At 70.8% G+C, this 17832-nt stretch carries 19 protein-coding genes and 1 pseudogene; 12 read left to right on the top strand and 8 right to left on the bottom strand.

The window, feature by feature from the left end; translation table 11 throughout:
• Positions 1-454: pseudogene (locus ASD30_RS27000) on the bottom strand (lytic transglycosylase domain-containing protein); the annotation flags it as partial.
• Positions 455-715: 261 nt separating this feature from the next.
• On the opposite strand from ASD30_RS27000, the gene hemL reads away from it, so the two are divergent.
• From hemL to ccsB, 6 genes are read left to right on the top strand one after another with little or no spacing between them, the layout of a single operon-like run.
• Entirely contained in the window at positions 716-2092 is a 1377-nt protein-coding gene (gene hemL, locus ASD30_RS24745) for a glutamate-1-semialdehyde 2,1-aminomutase (protein WP_235532672.1), read from the top strand.
• Entirely contained in the window at positions 2089-2763 is a 675-nt protein-coding gene (locus ASD30_RS24740) for a histidine phosphatase family protein (protein WP_056688664.1), read from the top strand. Before hemL ends, ASD30_RS24740 begins: the two co-directional genes overlap by 4 nt.
• Positions 2764-2768: 5 nt before the next feature.
• A complete protein-coding gene (locus ASD30_RS24735) occupies positions 2769-3350 on the top strand; it encodes a TlpA family protein disulfide reductase (RefSeq protein ID WP_056688662.1) in 582 nt (193 codons plus the stop codon).
• Positions 3343-4092, top strand: coding sequence for a cytochrome c biogenesis CcdA family protein (locus tag ASD30_RS24730; protein ID WP_056688660.1), 750 nt, complete (start codon positions 3343-3345; stop codon positions 4090-4092). The genes ASD30_RS24735 and ASD30_RS24730 overlap by 8 nt, the downstream gene beginning before the upstream one ends.
• Positions 4092-5624: a cytochrome c biogenesis protein ResB gene (gene resB, locus ASD30_RS24725; protein WP_082564158.1), complete on the top strand. Its 1533-nt coding sequence runs from the start codon at positions 4092-4094 to the stop codon at positions 5622-5624. Before ASD30_RS24730 ends, resB begins: the two co-directional genes overlap by 1 nt.
• Positions 5621-6556 (top strand): c-type cytochrome biogenesis protein CcsB, encoded by a 936-nt coding sequence (ccsB, locus tag ASD30_RS24720; RefSeq protein WP_056688658.1) that lies wholly within the window; start codon positions 5621-5623, stop codon positions 6554-6556. Before resB ends, ccsB begins: the two co-directional genes overlap by 4 nt.
• 42 nt (positions 6557-6598) lie before the next feature.
• On the opposite strand, the gene ASD30_RS24715 is transcribed toward ccsB, so the two are convergent.
• Positions 6599-6820 (bottom strand): hypothetical protein, encoded by a 222-nt coding sequence (locus tag ASD30_RS24715; protein ID WP_056688656.1) that lies wholly within the window; start codon positions 6818-6820, stop codon positions 6599-6601.
• A gap of 44 nt (positions 6821-6864) precedes the next feature.
• Here ASD30_RS24715 and ASD30_RS24710 point away from each other — a divergent pair, with 44 nt between their 5' ends.
• Entirely contained in the window at positions 6865-7137 is a 273-nt protein-coding gene (locus ASD30_RS24710; RefSeq protein ID WP_056688654.1) for a DUF4229 domain-containing protein, read from the top strand.
• Between the two features lie 2 nt (positions 7138-7139).
• Positions 7140-8252: a PLP-dependent cysteine synthase family protein gene (locus ASD30_RS24705; RefSeq protein WP_056688953.1), complete on the top strand. Its 1113-nt coding sequence runs from the start codon at positions 7140-7142 to the stop codon at positions 8250-8252.
• 7 nt (positions 8253-8259) lie between these two features.
• Here the strand turns inward: ASD30_RS24705 and ASD30_RS27805 are convergent, their stop codons facing one another.
• The 6 genes from ASD30_RS27805 to ASD30_RS24680 all read right to left on the bottom strand — a co-directional run bounded on the left by ASD30_RS27805 (position 8260) and on the right by ASD30_RS24680 (position 13291).
• Complete coding sequence (locus ASD30_RS27805; RefSeq protein ID WP_268788305.1) at positions 8260-8385, bottom strand: hypothetical protein; 126 nt, start codon at positions 8383-8385, stop codon at positions 8260-8262.
• Between the two features lie 153 nt (positions 8386-8538).
• Complete coding sequence (locus ASD30_RS24700; protein WP_056688652.1) at positions 8539-9381, bottom strand: thioesterase family protein; 843 nt, start codon at positions 9379-9381, stop codon at positions 8539-8541.
• A gap of 38 nt (positions 9382-9419) precedes the next feature.
• A complete protein-coding gene (locus ASD30_RS24695; protein WP_056688650.1) occupies positions 9420-10295 on the bottom strand; it encodes a 1,4-dihydroxy-2-naphthoate polyprenyltransferase in 876 nt (291 codons plus the stop codon).
• A gap of 10 nt (positions 10296-10305) precedes the next feature.
• Complete coding sequence (locus tag ASD30_RS24690; RefSeq protein ID WP_056688648.1) at positions 10306-11550, bottom strand: MFS transporter; 1245 nt, start codon at positions 11548-11550, stop codon at positions 10306-10308.
• On the bottom strand, positions 11547-12836 hold the full coding sequence (locus ASD30_RS24685; RefSeq protein ID WP_056688646.1) for an MFS transporter: 1290 nt from the start codon (positions 12834-12836) through the stop codon (positions 11547-11549). The genes ASD30_RS24690 and ASD30_RS24685 overlap by 4 nt, the downstream gene beginning before the upstream one ends.
• Positions 12833-13291 carry a GNAT family N-acetyltransferase gene (locus tag ASD30_RS24680; RefSeq protein WP_056688644.1) on the bottom strand — a complete coding sequence of 153 codons (459 nt, stop codon included), beginning with the start codon at positions 13289-13291 and terminating at the stop codon, positions 12833-12835. Before ASD30_RS24680 ends, ASD30_RS24685 begins: the two co-directional genes overlap by 4 nt.
• Positions 13292-13381: 90 nt before the next feature.
• Between ASD30_RS24680 and ASD30_RS24675 the strand changes: the two genes are divergently transcribed.
• From ASD30_RS24675 to ASD30_RS26805, 4 genes are all read left to right on the top strand, one after another.
• Complete coding sequence (locus ASD30_RS24675; RefSeq protein ID WP_235532671.1) at positions 13382-14398, top strand: AMP-binding protein; 1017 nt, start codon at positions 13382-13384, stop codon at positions 14396-14398.
• Complete coding sequence (locus ASD30_RS24670) at positions 14395-15360, top strand: o-succinylbenzoate synthase (RefSeq protein ID WP_056688641.1); 966 nt, start codon at positions 14395-14397, stop codon at positions 15358-15360. The genes ASD30_RS24675 and ASD30_RS24670 overlap by 4 nt, the downstream gene beginning before the upstream one ends.
• The gene (gene menD, locus ASD30_RS24665) at positions 15357-17015 is read left to right on the top strand and encodes a 2-succinyl-5-enolpyruvyl-6-hydroxy-3-cyclohexene-1-carboxylic-acid synthase (RefSeq protein ID WP_056688638.1); all 1659 of its coding nucleotides are present in this window, start codon (positions 15357-15359) and stop codon (positions 17013-17015) included. Before ASD30_RS24670 ends, menD begins: the two co-directional genes overlap by 4 nt.
• Before the next feature lie 129 nt (positions 17016-17144).
• A complete protein-coding gene (locus ASD30_RS26805; RefSeq protein WP_235532670.1) occupies positions 17145-17792 on the top strand; it encodes a hypothetical protein in 648 nt (215 codons plus the stop codon).
• Positions 17793-17832: the final 40 nt, after the last annotated feature.

Genomic DNA, 17832 nt, shown 5'->3' with positions numbered 1-17832 from the left:
CGATGCCGTAGATGCCGGGGCGGGAGATGCCGTCGGTGCCGAGGGTGTTGTTGCCGTAGCGGCCGTGGTCGGACTCGACGCGGCCGATGGCGCCGACCAGCTGCCACGGGATGTGGCAGGTCTTGTCGGCGGCGTTGATGACCGTGGCGGCGCGCTGGTAGGCGGCCAGGGCGGCGGACGGGATGCCGTTGGTGGAGGCGGTCTGGACGATCTTGTCGCCGGACCCGCGGGGCACACCGAGACCGATCTCGCCGGGCTGGGAGTAGCTGGCCGGGTCCTCGATCGCCTGCGTCGGGATCGAGGTGCCGTCGGGCAGGCGGCCGTCGTTGTCGGAGGCCGAGGCGATGGTGCTGCCACCGACGCCGATCAGGCTGGCCGTCCAGGCGGTCGACAGCAAGGCCAACGGAACGAGCGCCATGGCTCGCTGTGCACCGCCGAAGCGTGTGGTCTTCATTGCGCGAATCTCCCCAATTGTCTGCATCCGTAACCTGCCACTCCCTCAAGCACAGGCACTTCAATCAACGAAGTCTGACACGCGGGGTTACGCACCGGTACCCGACGTGATCTGCATCTCGTTCATTGAGAAGCCTGTTCCCTACCTCGGGGAGGAAACGGGCGGGCGGGCGGTTCATGACGCGGAGAAGGCCGGATTTTCGCGAAAAGGGCAGGTCACCCCCGATGTGGCCAGATTTGGTCGGTCGGCGACAATGACCCGGTGACTTCTGCTGTGCCTGCCTCCTCCACCGGCCGATCGACTGAGCGATCGGCGGAGCTCTTCGACCGGGCGCAGGCGGTGACCCCGGGTGGCGTCAACTCCCCGGTGCGGGCGTTCAACGCCGTCGGTGGCACTCCCCGCTTCATCCGCTCCGCGGCGGGAGCGTGGCTCACCGACGTCGACGGCAACGAGTACGTCGACCTGATCTGCTCGTGGGGCCCGATGCTGCTCGGCCACGCGCACCCCGAGGTGCTGGCCGCGGTCACCGAGGCGGTCTCGCGTGGCACGTCGTACGGCACGCCGACGGTGCCCGAGGTCGAGCTGGCCGAGGAGATCGTCGGCCGTACGCCGATCGACAAGGTCCGCTTCGTGTCGTCGGGCACCGAGGCGACCATGTCCGCGATCCGGCTGGCCCGTGGGTTCACCGGCCGCGACCTGATCGTGAAGTTCGCCGGCTGCTACCACGGGCACGTCGACTCCCTGCTGGCCCAGGCCGGCTCGGGCCTGGCCACGCACCAGCACGCCCACTCCATCTCCAGCACCCCCGGCGTGCCGGACATCTTCGTCGAGCAGACCCTGGTGCTGCCGTACAACGACCCCGAGGCGGTCCGCGCCGTCTTCGCCGAGCACGGCGACCGCATCGCCTGCCTGATCACCGAGGCCGCCCCCGGCAACATGGGCGTCGTGCCGCCGGCGCCGGGCTTCAACAAGCTCCTGTCCGACCTGTGCACCCAGCACGGCGCCCTGTTCGTCTCCGACGAGGTGATGACCGGGTTCCGGGCCAGCAAGCAGGGCCAGTGGGGCCTCGACGGTGCGGTCGAGGGCTGGCGTCCGGACCTGGTCACCTTCGGCAAGGTCATGGGCGGCGGCTTCCCGGCGGCCGCGTTCGGTGGCCGGGCCGACGTGATGAGCCGGCTCTCCCCGGAGGGCCCCGTCTACCAGGCCGGCACCCTGAGCGGGAACCCGATCGCCACCACCGCCGGCCTCGCCACGTTGCGACTGGCCACCGACGACGTCTACGCCCACATCACCTCCGCGGGCGAGGTGATCAAGGCCGCCGCCGCCGAGGCGCTCACCGTCGCCGGTGTGCCCCACCGGGTGCAGGCCTCCGGCACGATGTTCTCGGTCTTCTTCCGTGACGGCGAGGTCCGCAACTTCGACGACGCGAACGACCAGTCGCTGCCGGCGTACACCGCGTTCTTCCACGCCATGCTCGACGCCGGCGTCTACCTGCCGCCCTCGGCGTACGAAGCATGGTTCCTCTCCGGCGCGCACGACGACCGCGCCGTGCAGACCGTCCTCGACGCCCTGCCAGCCGCGGCCCGTGCCGCGGCTGCCGCCAACGATGGCCAGCCGACCACCGAAGGAACCCGATGACCGAGAAGACGTCTGTGCACCTGCTCCGCCACGGTGAGGTGCACAACCCGAAGGGCGTGCTCTACGGCCGCATGGACGGCTACCACCTCTCCGACCGCGGTCGCGAGATGGCGGAGGTCGTCGCCGAGGCGATCAAGGGCCGCGACATCACCCACCTGCGAGTCTCCCCGCTCGAGCGCGCCCAGGAGACCGCGCGTCCGCTGGCCGACGCCCGTGGCCTCGAGATCGTCACCGACGAGCGGGTCATCGAGTCCGGCAACGTCTTCGAGGGCCAGACGTTCGGCAAGGGCAACAACACCCTGCGCAACCCGCTGACCTGGCGCCACCTCTGGAACCCGATGAAGCCGTCGTGGGGTGAGCCCTTCAAGGAGGTTGCCGCCCGCATGATGGCCGCCGTGTACGACGCCCGCGACTCCGCGCGTGGCCACGAGGCGGTGATCGTCTCCCACCAGCTGCCGATCTGGACCACCCGGCTCTTCGTGGAGAAGCGCTCGTTCCTCCACGACCCGCGCAAGCGCCAGTGCACCCTGTGCTCGCTGACCTCGCTCAACTTCGAGGGCGACCGGCTGGTCTCGCTGACCTACTCCGAGCCGGCCGGGCACCTGATCCCCACCAAGGACAAGGCGGCCCCGTTCTCGGCGGGCAACGCCCCCGAGGAGAAGAAGCCCTGATCCGCATGCCCGCACTCCTCACCCGACGCCTGATCGCCGCGCTCGCGGCCGGCTGCCTCCTGCTCACCGGATGCGGCTCCCTCGAGGGCACCGGCGACAAGGGCTACGTGTCCGGGAACGGCCAGATCACCGAGCTGAAGCCGGGCGACCGCACCAAGCCGATCACGCTCAGCGGTGAGGACCTCGACGGCAAGGACCTCGCCCTGGAGGACTTCCGCGGCAAGGTCGTCGTGGTCAACGTGTGGGGAGCCTGGTGTGTCGAGTGCCGCAAGGAGGCGCCGGACATCGTCGAGGTGGCCAACGGCGTCGACCCCGACGACGTGGTCTTCCTCGGGCTGAACAACCGCGATCCCTCCCGTGAGAACGCGAACGGCTTCGTGCGCACGTTCAAGCTGCCCTACCGCTCGATCTTCGACCCGTCGGCGAAGACGCTGCTGGCCTTCCACGGCACGCTGACGCCGTACTCCACGCCGAGCACGGTGATCATCGACCGGTCGGGCCGGGTGGCCGCGAGCGTGCTCGGCGTGATGCCGAGCAAGGGCACCCTCGAGACGCTGATCGACGAGGTCGTCGCTGAAGATGGCTGAGTACTTCCAGGACTCCGTGATGTCGGGGTCGCTCCTGATCGCGCTGCCCGTCGCCCTGCTCGCCGGCCTCGTGTCGTTCTTCTCGCCGTGCGTGATCCCGCTGCTGCCCGGCTATCTCTCCTACGCGACCGGCCTCTCCGGTGCCGAGCTGGAAGACGCGCACCGCGGCCGCATGCTGGCCGGCTCCGTGCTGTTCGTGCTCGGCTTCGGCAGCGTCTTCGTCGCCCTCGGGGCCCTGTCGGGCTACTTCGGCTCCACCCTGTTGCAGTACGACCGCACGATCACCGTGGTGCTCGGCTGCCTGGTCATCGTGCTCGGCCTCGCCTTCGTCGGCCTGATCCCGCTGCTGCAACGCGACGTACGCGTGCACAAGGTGCCGGCCGTCGGCCTGGCCGCTGCCCCGTTCCTCGGGTTCCTCTTCGGCCTCGGCTGGACGCCGTGCATCGGCCCGACGCTCGGCGCGATCCTGACCCTGGGCATCAACGAGGCGACCGTGCCGCGTAGTGCGGTGCTCTCCGCGGCGTACACCCTCGGCCTGGGCATCCCGTTCATCATCGCCGGGCTGGCCTACCGCCGGGCACTGGGCGCCTTCGCGTTCATCCGCCGCCACCAGGCATGGGTGACCCGCATCGGCGGCGTGATGCTCGTGGTGATCGGCGTGCTGCTGGTCACCGGCTGGTGGGACTGGATCGTCAACTGGATGCAGGTGCACCTCATCCTCGGATTCGAGACGAGCGTCTGATGGGCGACCTGAACCTCCGTGAACTGCTGCGCTGGTCGTGGCGCCAGCTCACCTCGATGCGCACGGCGTTGATCCTGCTGCTGCTCCTCGCCCTCGCGTCGATCCCGGGCTCGGTGATCCCGCAGGACAACATCGACGCGTTCAAGGCGTCGCAGTGGCGCGAGGACCACCCCGACCTGGCGCCGATCTACGAGAAGCTCGGGTTGTTCTCGGTCTTCGACTCGGTGTGGTTCGCCGCGATCTACCTGCTGCTGGCCCTGTCGCTGGTCGGCTGCATCCTGCCCCGCACCCGGGTCTACTGGCGTGGCCTGCGGGCTGCACCACCGAAGGCCCCGCGCAATCTCACCCGCCTGCCGGACAGTGCGACGTACCGCACCTCCGAGCCGGTCGACGACGTCCTGGCTCGCGCCCAGGTGCTGCTCAGGAAGCGGCGCTTCCGGGTCCTCGCCGCCGAAGGTGCCGTCTCCTCCGAGCGCGGCTACCTGCGCGAGGCCGGCAACCTGCTCTTCCACATCTCGGTGCTGATCGTGCTGGCCGGCTTCGGGATCGGGTCGCTCTTCGGCTACCAGGGCGGCGTGATCGTGTGGAAGGACGGCGGGTTCTCCAACAACCTCACCCAGTACGACGACTTCGTGCCGGGCAGCCTGATGCAGGCCGAGGACATGGAGCCGTTCTCCTTCGAGGTGACCGACTTCGACGTCAACTGGCTGATGAGCGGGCCGCGCAAGGGCATGGCCCAGAAGTTCGTCGCCCACCTCGACTACCGGGAGACCCCCGACGGCGAGGAGAAGGAGTACGACCTCAAGGTCAACCACCCGCTCTCCATCGGCGGCACCGACCTGTTCCTGATCGGCCACGGCTACGCCCCCTCGATCACCGTGCGCGACGGCAACGGCGACGTCGCGTGGTCGGGGCCGGTGATCTTCCTGCCCGAGGACCAGGCGACGTTCACGTCGTTCGGTGTGGTCAAGGCGCCCGACGCCCGGCCCCGCCAGATCGGGCTCGAGGGCCTGCTCTACCCGACGTACGCCAACGTCGACGGCAACCCGGTCTCGCTGTTCGGCGACGACCGCAACCCGCGCATCTCGATGCTGGCCTACGTCGGCAACCTCGGCATGGACTCGGGCGACTCGCAGTCGGTCTACGTGCTCGACAAGAGCCGGATGACCGAGCTGAAGAAGAACGACGGCTCGATGTTCCGGGTCGACCTGTTCCCCGGCCAGACCAAGAAGCTCCCCGACGGCGCCGGATCGGTGACCTTCGAGGGCATGCGGCCGTGGGTGCGCATCCAGATCAGCAAGACCCCCGGCAAGGGCGTCGCACTCGGTGGGGTCATCCTGGCCCTGGTCGGGTTGCTCGGCTCGCTGTTCATCCGCCCCCGCCGGGTGTGGGTGCGGGCGCGTCGTGAGGACGAGGAGACCGTGGTCGAGATCGCGGCCCTCGACCGTTCAGGGGGTGGCGAGGTCGGGACCGAGCTCGCCGAAATTGTCGCGTCGCTCCGTGCGGGCGACGTGCGTGAGGAGAAATCGTGAGCAACACCCAGTGGGAGAACCTCAGCGTCCAGGCGCTGGCGGTCGTCGCGGTCGTCTACTTCCTGGCGCTGCTGGCCCACCTCGTGGAATGGGCGGCGCTGCGCAAGCTGCCGACCGACGCACCTCTCGACCAGCGGACCCGCACGTTCGGCCGCTTCGGGTTCCTGCTCACGGTGATCGGCGCGGCCGTCCAGCTCGTGGCCCTCGTGGGCCGTGGCATGGCCGCCGACCCCAACCGGGTGCCGTGGGGCAACATGTACGAGTTCGTGATCACCGGGACCTTCGTCCTCGTTCTCGCCTACCTGGTGCTGCGCGGTCGCTTCAGCCTGGAGTGGCTGGCCCCGATCGTGGTCGGCTTCGCGCTGACCGTCCTGATGGTCGCCGAGCTGACCCTCTACGAGGAGGTCGTCCCGCTGACCGAGGCGCTCTCCTCCCCGTGGCTGGTGATCCACGTGGTGGCCGCGGTGATCGCGACCGGTGCCTTCACCCTCGGCGGGATCCTCTCGGTGCTCTACCTGGTCAAGGAACGCAAGCCCGACACCACCACCGGCTTCCTGGCCCGCGTGCCCGAGCTCGACGCGCTCGACCGCATCTCCTACCGCATCCACGCCTTCGCGTTCCCGGTGTGGACCTTCGCCGTGCTGATCGCGGGCCCGATCTGGGCGCACTACGCGTGGTCGCGCTACTGGGGTTGGGACGCCAAGGAGGTCTGGGCGTTCATCACCTGGGTCGTGTACGCCGCATACCTCCACGCCCGCGCGACCGCCGGGTGGAAGGGCCGCAACGCCGCGATCGTGGCGCTGGTCGGCGTGGGCACCCTGTGGTTCAACTTCATCGGCATCAACTACTTCTTCGGCGGCAGCTCGCAGCACTCGTACGCCGCCCCGTCCGTGGTGCAGGAGCCGGTGCGGTCGTCGTACGACCTGATCTGAGCGGCGGGCGGGCTCGGCCTGCTCAACTGGGCGCAGCCCTGCTCAGCCGTCGGTCGGCTTGTCCTTGTGCGGACGGCGGCGGTTGAGGTCGCGCAGGAACTCGGGATCGTCGTCGGGTCCGAGCGGGCCGGAGGGGCGGCGTTCGGGCTTGGCCGTGGACCCGCCGTTGCCGCGCCGGAAGAGTGCGCCCCGGGTCTCGACGAGCCGGACGACCAGATAGACCGCCAGTGTGACGAGCACGATGACGAGGATGAACTTGCCCACCCCTCAAGAGTACGGCCTGCACCCGAGCAATCTAGGCTGAAGGGGTGAAGGAGTTCATCGTCTACACCCTGTTGCGCATCGCGCTGTTCCTCGGAGCCCTCGGAATCACCGTCGGTGTCTGGGGGCTCGTCTCCGACAACGGGGTGCCCATGATCTGGGCCGTGGTGATCGCGTTCGTGGTCTCCGGCCTCGCCTCACTGTTCCTGCTCGACCGGCAGCGTGAGCGGTTTGCCCGCGTCGTGCAGACCCGGGCCGAGAAGGCGACGCAGAAGTTCGAGGAGATCAGCGCACGCGAGGACGACAAGGACTCCCCGTGAGCATCGACCGGCGGCGGGAAGGCTGCTGCTCGGTCGGCACCCGCTCCGACGGTGGGGAGCGGGCCTGGCTCAACGAGGCGATCCGCAAGGTCGAGGCCGACGCGAACCGGTCGGCAGACACCCACCTGCACGTCTTCCCGCTGCCCGACGACTGGGGCATCGACCTCTATCTCAAGGACGAGTCCGTCCACCCGACGGGCTCGCTGAAGCACCGGCTGGCGCGGTCGCTGTTCCTCTACGGGCTCTGCAACGGCTGGATCGGTGAGGGTACGACGATCATCGAGGCCTCCTCGGGGTCGACGGCGGTCTCGGAGGCCTACTTCGCCCGGCTGCTGGGCCTCCCGTTCGTGGCGGTGATGCCGCGCTCGACGTCGCCGGAGAAGATCTCGCTGATCGAGTTCCACGGCGGCACCTGCCACCTCGTCGACGACCCGTCCACGATCTACGCCGAGTCGCGTCGCCTTGCGGAGGAGACCGGCGGGCACTACATGGACCAGTTCACCTACGCCGAACGCGCCACCGACTGGCGGGGCAACAACAACATCGCCGAGTCGATCTTCGAGCAGATGGCCCGCGAACGGCACGCGGTGCCGACCTGGGTGGTCGTGGGTGCGGGCACCGGAGGCACGTCGGCGACGATCGGCCGCTACGTCCGCTACCGCCGGCTCCAGACACAGGTCTGCGTGGTCGACCCGGAGAACTCCGCGTTCTTCGAGGGCTGGACCGACCCCGACGCCACGGGCACCGCGTCGCGCATCGAGGGCATCGGCCGGCCGCGGGTGGAGCCGTCGTTCCTGCCCGGCGTGGTCGACGCGATGATGACCGTCCCCGACGCCGCCTCGATCGCCGCGGCGCGCTGGTGCTCCGAGGTCACCGGCCGGTTCGTCGGCGGCTCGACTGGTACGTCGCTGTGGGGCGCCCTGCACCAGATCGCGGGCATGCGCTCACGTGGTGAACAGGGCTCGGTGGTGACGCTGCTGTGCGACGGCGGCGAGCGCTACACCGACACCTACTACTCCGACGCCTGGCTCGAGGCGCAGGGCATCGACATCGCGCCGTACGAGCGCACGCTGGAGGAGTTCGGGCGCACCGGCGCCTGGCAACCGCCGGCCTGAGCGCGACCTACTTGAGGCGTCGCTCGATGCGCGACCGGGGCTGGCCGAGGATCTTGGCCAGGATCGGTGCGCGCATCTTGTAGACCACGAAGCCGGCGGCGATCACGGCGAGCAGGATCAGGAAGAACGTCATGCGCCCACTTTCCCACGACCCTGCAAATGTTGCGTCTCGAACCGGCAGTCGTTGCGGTGTGAGCACCAGGAACCCACGGCTCGAAGCTCAAGAATCCACGGTTCGCGCATCAAGAATGCACGGTTCGCGACACGAGGGTTGCGGGGTCGTGGGTCAGACGCCGGGGGAGCTGCGGGAGCCGTCCTCGCGATAGTCGATCGCGTCGAAGTCGACGGTGCGCTTGGCGTTGGCGATCGCGGTCATCACCGTGGTGCCGATCGGGCCGCGACGGTCGAAGATCGTGGCGGTGCCGACGCTGATCCCGTCGTGGACGACGCGGTCGAGCCCGGAGAGCCCGAGCTGGATGCCGTCGGGCAGCCGCGAGAGCGTGACCGTGATGTCGGTGTTGATGAACTCCACGCCCTTGCTGCCCCAGTTGGTCACCATCGTGGTCGCGTCGGCGATCGCGGCCACCGCCGTGAACGGGGTCGCCTCCTCGCCGTCGACGGGAGGTACGCCGGTCTGCCAGGTCGCCTTGCGTGAGGAGTTCTGGTGGGCGCGGAAGTCCTGCGACCAGCCGGCGCTGCTGTGGAAGAACGGGATGTGCGGCTCGGTGCCCTCGGGGGCGAGGTCGAGCGGCGGCGGCACCGGGCGCTCGTCGGGAGACCAGACCTCACCGGCCGGGGTCTCGCCCTTCTTGAGGAACAGGGCACTGGCCCGCGCGACCCGCTCGCCGTCCTGCACCATGGCCACGTCGACCAGGCAGATGCGCGGTCCCTCGCGCACCACCTCGGTGGTGAAGGTGCTGGCGGTCATCATCGCCGGGCGGAACAGGTCGACGGTGTAGCGCGCCGGTTGCAGGTCGTCGCGGTCGAGGTCGCGCAACGCACCCTCGGCAGCCCGGGACAGACCGGCGCTGATCGCGACGCCGTGCATCTGCTCCTTGCTCCACAGGCTGCGGGAGAGCCCCAGCGGCATGAGTGACGCGCCGTCATTTCGGTAGAACGCCAGCCCCATGAACCCTGCTCCTCCGGTGTGCGTGCCTCAGGCGGGCATCATCCCAGAAGCAGTCCGACGAACAGACCGGCCCCCAGCAGCAGCTCGGAGACGCCGGCCAGCTGGAGCACGGGGACCAGTGACGGGCCTTGCGCCTTCTGCCCCAGCACGATGCCGAGCGCCCGCGCCGAGGGAGCGACGTACGCCAGGCCCAGGAAGGCCCACCACGTCGTCGACAGTGCGACGCCCACCAAGGCCACCGCGGCGGCGATCACCAGCAGCGCGAAGAAGCCGCGGGTGCGGGCGTCGCCGAGCACCACGGCCAGGGTGCGCTTGCCGACCTCGCGGTCGGTCGGGATGTCGCGCAGGTTGTTGGCGACCAGGATCGAGCACGACAGCGCTCCGATCGCCGTACCTGCGTAGAGGGCGGCCAGCTCGAACGTCCCGGTCTGGACGTACGTCGTCCCGATCACCGCGACCAGCCCGAAGAAGACGAAGACCATCACCTCGCCCAGGCCGAGGTAGCCGTAGGGGTGCCTGCCCCCGGTGTAGAACCAGGCCGCGACGATGCAGACCGCGCCGAGGAGCACCAGCCACCAGGCCGTCGTGATCGCCAGGACCAGTCCGGCCACGGCGGCCACGCCGAACGCCGAGAACGCGGCGAGCTTCACCGCCCGCGGGGTCGCGGCACCCGAGCCGACCATGCGCATCGGACCGACCCGGTCCTCGTCGGTGCCGCGGATGCCGTCGGAGTAGTCGTTGGCGTAGTTGACGCCCACCTGCAGGGCCAGCGACACGAGCAGGGCGAGCGCGGCCTTCCACCAGACCGGCTCGTCGGCGTACGCCGCGACGCCCGTGCCGGCGAGCACGGGGGCGACGGCAGCCGGGAGCGTGCGGGGGCGGGAGCCGGCAATCCACTGCGCAGGAGTCGTCACGAGGAGTGATTCAAGCAGGGACGGCTTCGCCGTGGCGTTCCAGGTGTCGCTGGGCCGCGGCGCTGGCCGGCACCAGCCCGATCGTCGCGACCACCACGATGCCGGCGATGAGCAACCAGCCGGTGGCACCCCACTCCATGGCCAGGAACGTGTAGACGGCGGGAGCCCAGACCCGCCCGAGGGTGCCGGTGAGCTCGGCCGCGCCTTGGTACTCGCCGCGGCGCCTCGGGTCCATGAGCTCGGCCTCGAACGACCAGCTGGCCGCCGAGAGATAGAGCTCGGCGCCGGTCACGGTGACGTGGCCGAGCCAGACCAGCGCGATGGTCAGCCAGCCGATCGTGTCGTGGGTGAAGAGCGTGATCAGGCAGGAGAGCACGAAGAACGAGGTCGAGAACCGGGTCGCCCGCAGGGCGGTGGGGATGTCCTTGACCCCACGCGCGGCGAGCATCGGCAGGAAGATGCACATCACCGTGTTGGTGCCGAAGAGGAAGGCCAGCAGCACGCGCGGGGCGTCGGTCTCCTCGACCAGCCACAGGGGGATGACCAGGTTGAGCAGCACCTGGTTGGTCCACAGCACGCCCACGAAGAACGTGACCAGCAGCCAGCCCACGTTGCGCAGTGCGCTCGGGCCGGGAATCTTGACCGCGCGCTCCTCCTTCGTGCGCAGGTCGTGCGGGGCGCGCGGCAGCTTGATGATGCAGACGGCGTTGATCGCGAACACGATCGTGGTGAACCACGGCACCAGGCGGATCACGTCGTTGGAGTGGAAGGCCAGCGCGATGCCGCCGAGCATCGACCCGACGGTGAAGCCCAGGTTCAGCGCGGAGTACATGTAGGCCCGAGACTTCACCAGCTCGTCGTGGGGCAGCACGTCGAGCGTGTAGGCGCCGTACGCCGCCCCGCCGAGCGCGCCGATCACCTCCATGCCGACGGCCATCGACACGTAGCCCTCGAAGCTGCCGATGAACGGCCACACCGCGAACATCGCGGCCTGGCCCGCGGCGCTGACCGCCCACATGCGACGCGGTCCGAACCGGTCGACCACCTTGCCCATGGGGACGGCGACCAGGAAGGCGGCGACCCCCGCGATGGTCAGGCCGAGGCCGACCTGGGCGGCGGTGAGGCCGACGACCTGGGTGAAGAAGACCGCCGAGCCGGTCATGAACGTGCCCTCGCCGATGGCGAAGAGCAACGACTGCACCGACAGCCGACCGGCCAGCGGGGTCGGCGGCGCGAACTGCTGCACCAGGCTCATCGCACGGCCACGACCTCGCGCTGGAGGTGGCGCTCGGCGGACCGGGCGGCCGGGTGCGCGATCGCCGAGGCGGCGACGGCCAGGCCGGCGATCAGCATCCACCCCGACATGCCCCAGTGCATCGCCAGCCAGGTGTACGCCGCGGGTCCGATGATCCAGGTGAACTGGTTGCCCAGCCGCCAGGCGCCTTGGTACTCGCCACGGCGATCGGGGTCGGAGAGCTCGGCCATGAAGCCCCACGCCGCGGCCGACTGGAACAGCTCGGCGCCGGTGATCGTCACGTGGCCCAGCCAGATCAGCAGGATCGTCACCCAGCTGAGGGTGTCGGCGGTGACCATGATCAGCACGCACGAGAACACGAACGAGATGGCGCACAGGCGAGTGGCCCGCAGGGCGCCGTCGACGGTCTCCGAGCCGCGGGCGGCGCGCACCTGGAGCAGGACAGCCAGGACGGTGTTGGTGCCGAACAGCCAGGCCAGCAAGGTGCGCGGCGCGTCGGTCTCGGTGACCAGCCACAATGGGATCACCACGTTGAGGAGCACCTGGTTGGTGCCCAGCACCCCGTTCATCAGGCCGAGCAGCACGAAGCCCCGGTTGCGCAGCGCGCTGGTCGACGCCGGCCTCTCGACGGCCGGGGTGATCTCGTCGGCGCCGGCGGACACCACCTCGGCCGGTGGCGCCGGTGGTGCCGGGTGGTCGTGGGCCGCGTCGGGCAGGCGGGTGATCAGCCAGGCGTTGACGAACAGGATCGCGGCGGTGAACAGCGGGACCGCCCGGATCACGTCGTCGTCGTGCATGGCGAGCGCGAGCCCGCCGATCAGGGCGCCGAGGGTGAAGCCGATGTTGAGGGCGCTGCGCATGAACGCCAGCGACCGCACGCGTTCCTCGCGCGGGAAGACGTCGATCGTGTAGGCGCCGCGGCCGGCACCGCCCGCGGCCTCGACGAGCGCGAGTCCGCACACGATGGCCACGAAGCCGATGAACCCGTGGATCCACGGGTAGGTGAGGTAGAGCAGGGCGCCCGCGACCGCACCGATCGACCAGATGCGCTTCGGCCCCACCCGGTCGGCCAGCTTGCCGGCCGGCACCGAGAGGACGAAGGTGACCAGCCCCGCGATGGACAGTCCGAGACCGACCTGGGCGGCGGTCAGCCCGACGATCTGGGTGAAGAACACGGCGTTGCCGGTGATGAAGACGCCCTCGCCGATCGCGAACAGCACCGACTGGTAGGACAGTCGTCGGGCCAGCGCGGAGTCGGGCAGCAGGCGCACCAGCAGCGCGTTCATGAGGGCCTGACCATGTTGAGGTGGTCGATGCCGTCCTCGACGTACACCTCGCCGACGGGGGCGAAGCCGTAACGGCCGTAGTAGTCGGCCAGGTGCGCCTGCGCGGCGAGCATCAGCTCCTGACCCGGCCAGACCCGCTCGCAGAGCGCCAGCGTCTCGCGCATCAGGGCGTGCCCGACGCCGGTGCCGCGGGCCTCGCCGGACACCACGACCCGACCGATGCGGGCCTGCGGGCTCTGCGCGCCGGGTGCCACCACGCGCGCGTAGGCGAGCAGCCGGTCACCGTCGGAGCCCAGCACGTGGTGCGTGCCCTCGACGACGTCGAGTCCGTCGATGTCCTCGTAGTCGGGGCAGTCCTGCTCGATCACGAACACGCGGTGCCGCAGCCTGAGCAGGTCGTGCATCTGTCGGGCGGTGAGGTCGTCGTGGTGTGATCCGAGCCAGGTGAGTTCCACGGACCGATTGTTCCAGCGAGGCCGCGGGCACGCCTCTCATTTCTTGGTGGCCTCGCCGGGCCTCGCGGGCATGCCGCTAGCGTTCGTCGGGTGAGCGTTCTCCGACCCGTGCACGGCACCGCCCCCGAGGTCTTCGGCGCGGTGCGTGCGTGGCTCGACGCGGAGGCCGAGCCCGAGCCGCTGATGGTGGAGACCTCCGGGTCCACCGGTCGACCGAAGCGGGTGGTGCTCTCCCGCCGGGCCGTGCTCGCGTCCGCGCACGCCGCCCATGAGCGCCTCGGGGGCAGTGGCACGTGGCTGCTGACCGTGCCGGCGTCGTACGTCGCGGGAGTGCAGGTCGTCGTACGCGCCCTGCTGCACGGAGCCGAGCCGGTCGTGCTCGAGGACCACGGGTCGTTCGCGGCCGCCGCGACCGGGTGCCGCTACGTCTCGTTGGTGCCGACGCAGCTGCACCGCCTGCTCGAGACGGACGCCGCGGTGCTGGCCGGGTTCGACGCGGTGCTCCTCGGCGGCGGTCCGGTCGACCCGGCGCTGCGCGCCCGCGCCGAGGAGCAGGGCGTCCGGGTGGTCGTGACCTACGGCTCGAGCGAGACGTCCGGTGGCTGCGTGTACGACGGCCTGCCGCTCGACGGCGTGGAGCTCGACGTGCCGGAGGGGCAACCGATCCGGATCCGTGGGCCCGTGCTCTTCGACGGCTACGACGGCGACCCGGAGCTCACCGCCCGCGCCCTGGTGGACGGCTGGTTCGTCACCTCCGACCTGGGCCGCATCGTCGACGGCCGCCTCCGGGTGCTCGGTCGCGTCGACGACGTGGTGATCACCGGTGGCATCAACGTGCCCGCACCGGCCGTCGCGAAGCGGCTCCGCGCCCACCCCTCCGTCCAGACGGTCGAGGTGCTCGGCGTACCCGACGACGAGTGGGGCCAGCGACTGGTCGCCTTCGTGGTGGGCGACCTGACGTTGGACGAGGCACGCGACTGGGTCTCGGCCGAACACCCCCGGGCCTGGGCGCCGCGCGGGCTCGTGCGCCTGGACGCCCTCCCGCACCTGCCCAACGGCAAGGTCGACCGACTCACCCTGCGCCGCCTCGCGGAAGGACCCGCATGAACCACGTCTACTCGATCCCGCTGCACACCCGCTTCCGCGGCATCACGGTGCGCGAGGGCGTGCTGATCCGCGGCGAGGGTGGCTGGGGTGAGTGGAGCCCGTTCCTGGAGTACGACGCGGCCGAGGCCGAGCCGTGGCTGCGCTGCGCCGAGGAGGCCGCGGCCGGTGACTGGCCAGCCGCCGTCCGCGCCGAGGTGCCGGTCAACGTGACCGTGCCGGCGACGAATCCCCAGCGTGCACACGAGATCGTGGTCGCCGGGGGCTGTGCGACCGCCAAGGTCAAGGTCGCCGAGCGCGGCCAGAGCCTGGGCGACGACCTGGCCCGCGTCGAGGCGGTGCGCGACGCGATCGGACCCACCGGGCAGATCCGGGTCGACGCCAACGGCGGCTGGGACGTCGAGGAGGCAGTGGCCGCGATCCGCGCGCTGGACCGGGCAGCCGGTGGGCTGGAGTACGTCGAGCAGCCCTGTGCCGACGTGGAGGACCTCGCCGCCGTACGCCGGGTGGTCGAGGTGCCGATCGCCGCCGACGAGTCGATCCGCCGGGCCGCCGACCCCTACCGGGTGCGCGACCTCGAGGCCGCCGACATCGCCGTGCTCAAGGTGCAGCCCCTCGGCGGCGTGCGCGCCTGCCTGCGCATTGCGGAGGACATCGGGCTGCCGGTGGTCGTCTCCAGCGCCCTGGAGTCGTCGGTCGGCATCGCCGCCGGACTGGCCCTGGCCGCCGCGCTCCCGGAGCTCCCGCACGCGTGCGGCCTGGCCACCGTGCAGCTCTTCACCGACGACGTGGTGGCCGAGCCGCTGCGCCCCGTGGGCGGCAAGCTCCCGGTGGGCCGGCCGACGGTGCTCGACGAGGCGCTCGTCCGGCTGGCCGCGCCGCCCGCTCGCGTGGCGCACTGGGCCAACCGGCGTGCCGACGTGGATGCGCTGCGCGAGGCCTTGCGGAAGGATCACACACCATGACCCCGCCGCCGCGTGCCAATCCCTCGACCCTGCTGGCGCGTTCGGTGCTCGACGACCTGGTCGCCGCCGGCGTCACCGAGGTCGTGCTCGCGCCCGGCTCGCGCAACGCACCGTTGGCCTTCGCGGCCTGGGACGCCGCCCGCGACGGCCGGATCAGGTTGCACACCCGACTCGACGAGCGCACTGCCGGCTTCCTGGCGCTGGGCATGGCGAAGGTCGGGGCGCCCGCCGCGGTGATGTGCACGTCGGGCACGGCCGTGGCGAACCTGCACCCCGCCGTGCTCGAGGCCGCCCATGCCGGGGTCTCGCTGGTCGTGGTGACCGCCGACCGGCCGGCCTCCGTGCGCGGCACGGGTGCCAGCCAGACCACCGACCAGGTGCGCATCTTCGGGGAGGCGGCGTCCTTCGTCGACCTCGCCGGACCCGACGACCTCGACGCGGCCCGCGAGGCCCTCGGCGAGCTCCGCTCCGCGGCCGGTCCCCGCGCCAGCCGTCACGGTGGCCGGCCGGTGCACCTCAACGTGCAGTTCACCCCGCCGCTGGTGCCCGACGCCCCGTGGCACCGCACCGCACCTGCCGACCCGTCGTCGGCCGACGCATCGACCCGACCGAAGCCGGATCGCCCCGACCCCGAGACCCTTCCGCTGGGTCCCCGCACCGTCGTCGTCGCCGGGGACGACGCCGGCCCGCCGGCCCGGGTGCTGGCGGAGAACGCCGACTGGCCGCTGCTCGCCGAGCCGAGCAGCGGATCCCGCAACGGCACCCATGCGTTGCGTTGCTACCGGCTGTTGCTCGACGGTGAGCTCGGCGGCCGCATCGAGCGCGTGGTCGTCGCCGGTCACCCGACCCTCTCCCGCCCGGTCACCCGGCTCCTCGAGCGCGAGGACGTCGAGGTGGTCTCGGTGCGGGCGCGCGGCTGGTGGGCCCGGCGCCCTTTCCCCGTCGACCGCGAGGTCGCCGCGCTGACCACGCAGGGCAAGGACGACCCGGCCTGGCTGGAGGAGTGGCGCGCCGCCGATGCCCGCGTCTCACGCGACCTGGACCGGCTCCTCGCCGAGCAGCCCGGGCCCACGCCGTACGACGTGGCGCGCGCGGTCAGTGCCGCCGTACCGCCCAGTGGCCTGCTCCTGATCGGTGCGTCGAGCCCGATCCGCGACCTCGACCTGATGGCGCGGCCCTACACGGTGGGGGAGCGGCGCAGGATCGTCGCCAACCGCGGACTGGCCGGCATCGACGGCACCATCTCGACCGCCATCGGTGCCGCCCTGGCCAGGCCGCACGGCGAGCGGAACCTCGTGCTGATGGGCGACGTGACGTTCCTGCACGACGCCAACGCGCTGGTGATCGGCCCCGACGAGGCCCGGCCCGACCTGACGATCGTGGTGGTCAACGACGACGGCGGATCGATCTTCGCGATGCTCGAGCAGGGGGACGACCGGTTCGCCGACCGCTACGACAAGCTCTTCGGCACCCCCCACGGCGTCGACGTGGCCAGCCTGTGCGCGGCCACTCGCACCCCGCACTGGAAGGTCGGGTCGCTGCCCGAGCTGGAGCAGGCGCTGGCCGGCCCGAACGGCGGCATCGAGGTCGTCGAGGTCGCCTGCCGTCGCGACAACCGTCGTGCGCTGGATGAACGGATCCGGGCGCTGCGATGAATTCGGGGCCGGTCTGAGCGTGGCCGTCTCACTTCGTGGCATTGCCGCATAACGCCCCCGTGTCAGCTCCGTTGCGCCCGGTGCACAGATGTCCCTCTCGGGGACTTGCCAAGTAGTCAAAGGACGTACATGCGCCACACACGAGTGATGACAGCAGTTGCCGCCACGGTCTTCGTCGCGATCAGCCTGACGGGCTGTTCGGAGGCGGAGAAGGCAGGCAACGACGCCAAGGACAAGGCGGCCGAGGCCGCAGCGTCGGCCAAGGCCGAGGCGTCCGAGAAGGCCTCCCAGAAGGCCGAGGAGGCCAAGGGCAAGGCGAAGGCGAAGGCCGAGGAGGCCAAGACCAAGGCCAAGGACAAGGCCGGGATGTCGGACGACGAGTCGGCTGACGAGGCAGCCGGCGACGGCACCGACGCCGGGTCGGACGCAGGCGCGGCCGGGTCCGGAAATGTCACGGTCGACCTCGGTGAGTTCGCCGACGACCCGAGCGCGCAGGCGGCGGCCGGGTTTTTCGAGGCCCGTCAGGCCGCGGTGGCCTCGAGTGGCGCCGACCTCGGCGACCTGCAGGCGGCCACGACCGCCGACCGTTTCAAGCGGGCCAGCGCCTACGTGGAGCGTCACGCCGGCCACGACGGGCCGTTCATGGTCACCGTGGTGGGCGTCGAGTCTGGCTCCGTGGACGTCTGCGTCGGCCCCGACGGCACCAGGGCCCGCACCCTCACCCTCGAGGGTGACAAGGTCGCCGACAACACGCAGGGCGATCACACCTGCGCCTGAGTGATGGCACAAGGCGGGCCCGGCCGGTTGGCCGGGCCCG

The organism is Nocardioides sp. Root140 (assembly GCF_001426745.1).
GTDB lineage: Bacteria > Actinomycetota > Actinomycetes > Propionibacteriales > Nocardioidaceae > Nocardioides.
Note: the sequence above shows the minus strand (reverse complement) of the source record. Positions and strands in the feature narration are given on the sequence as shown.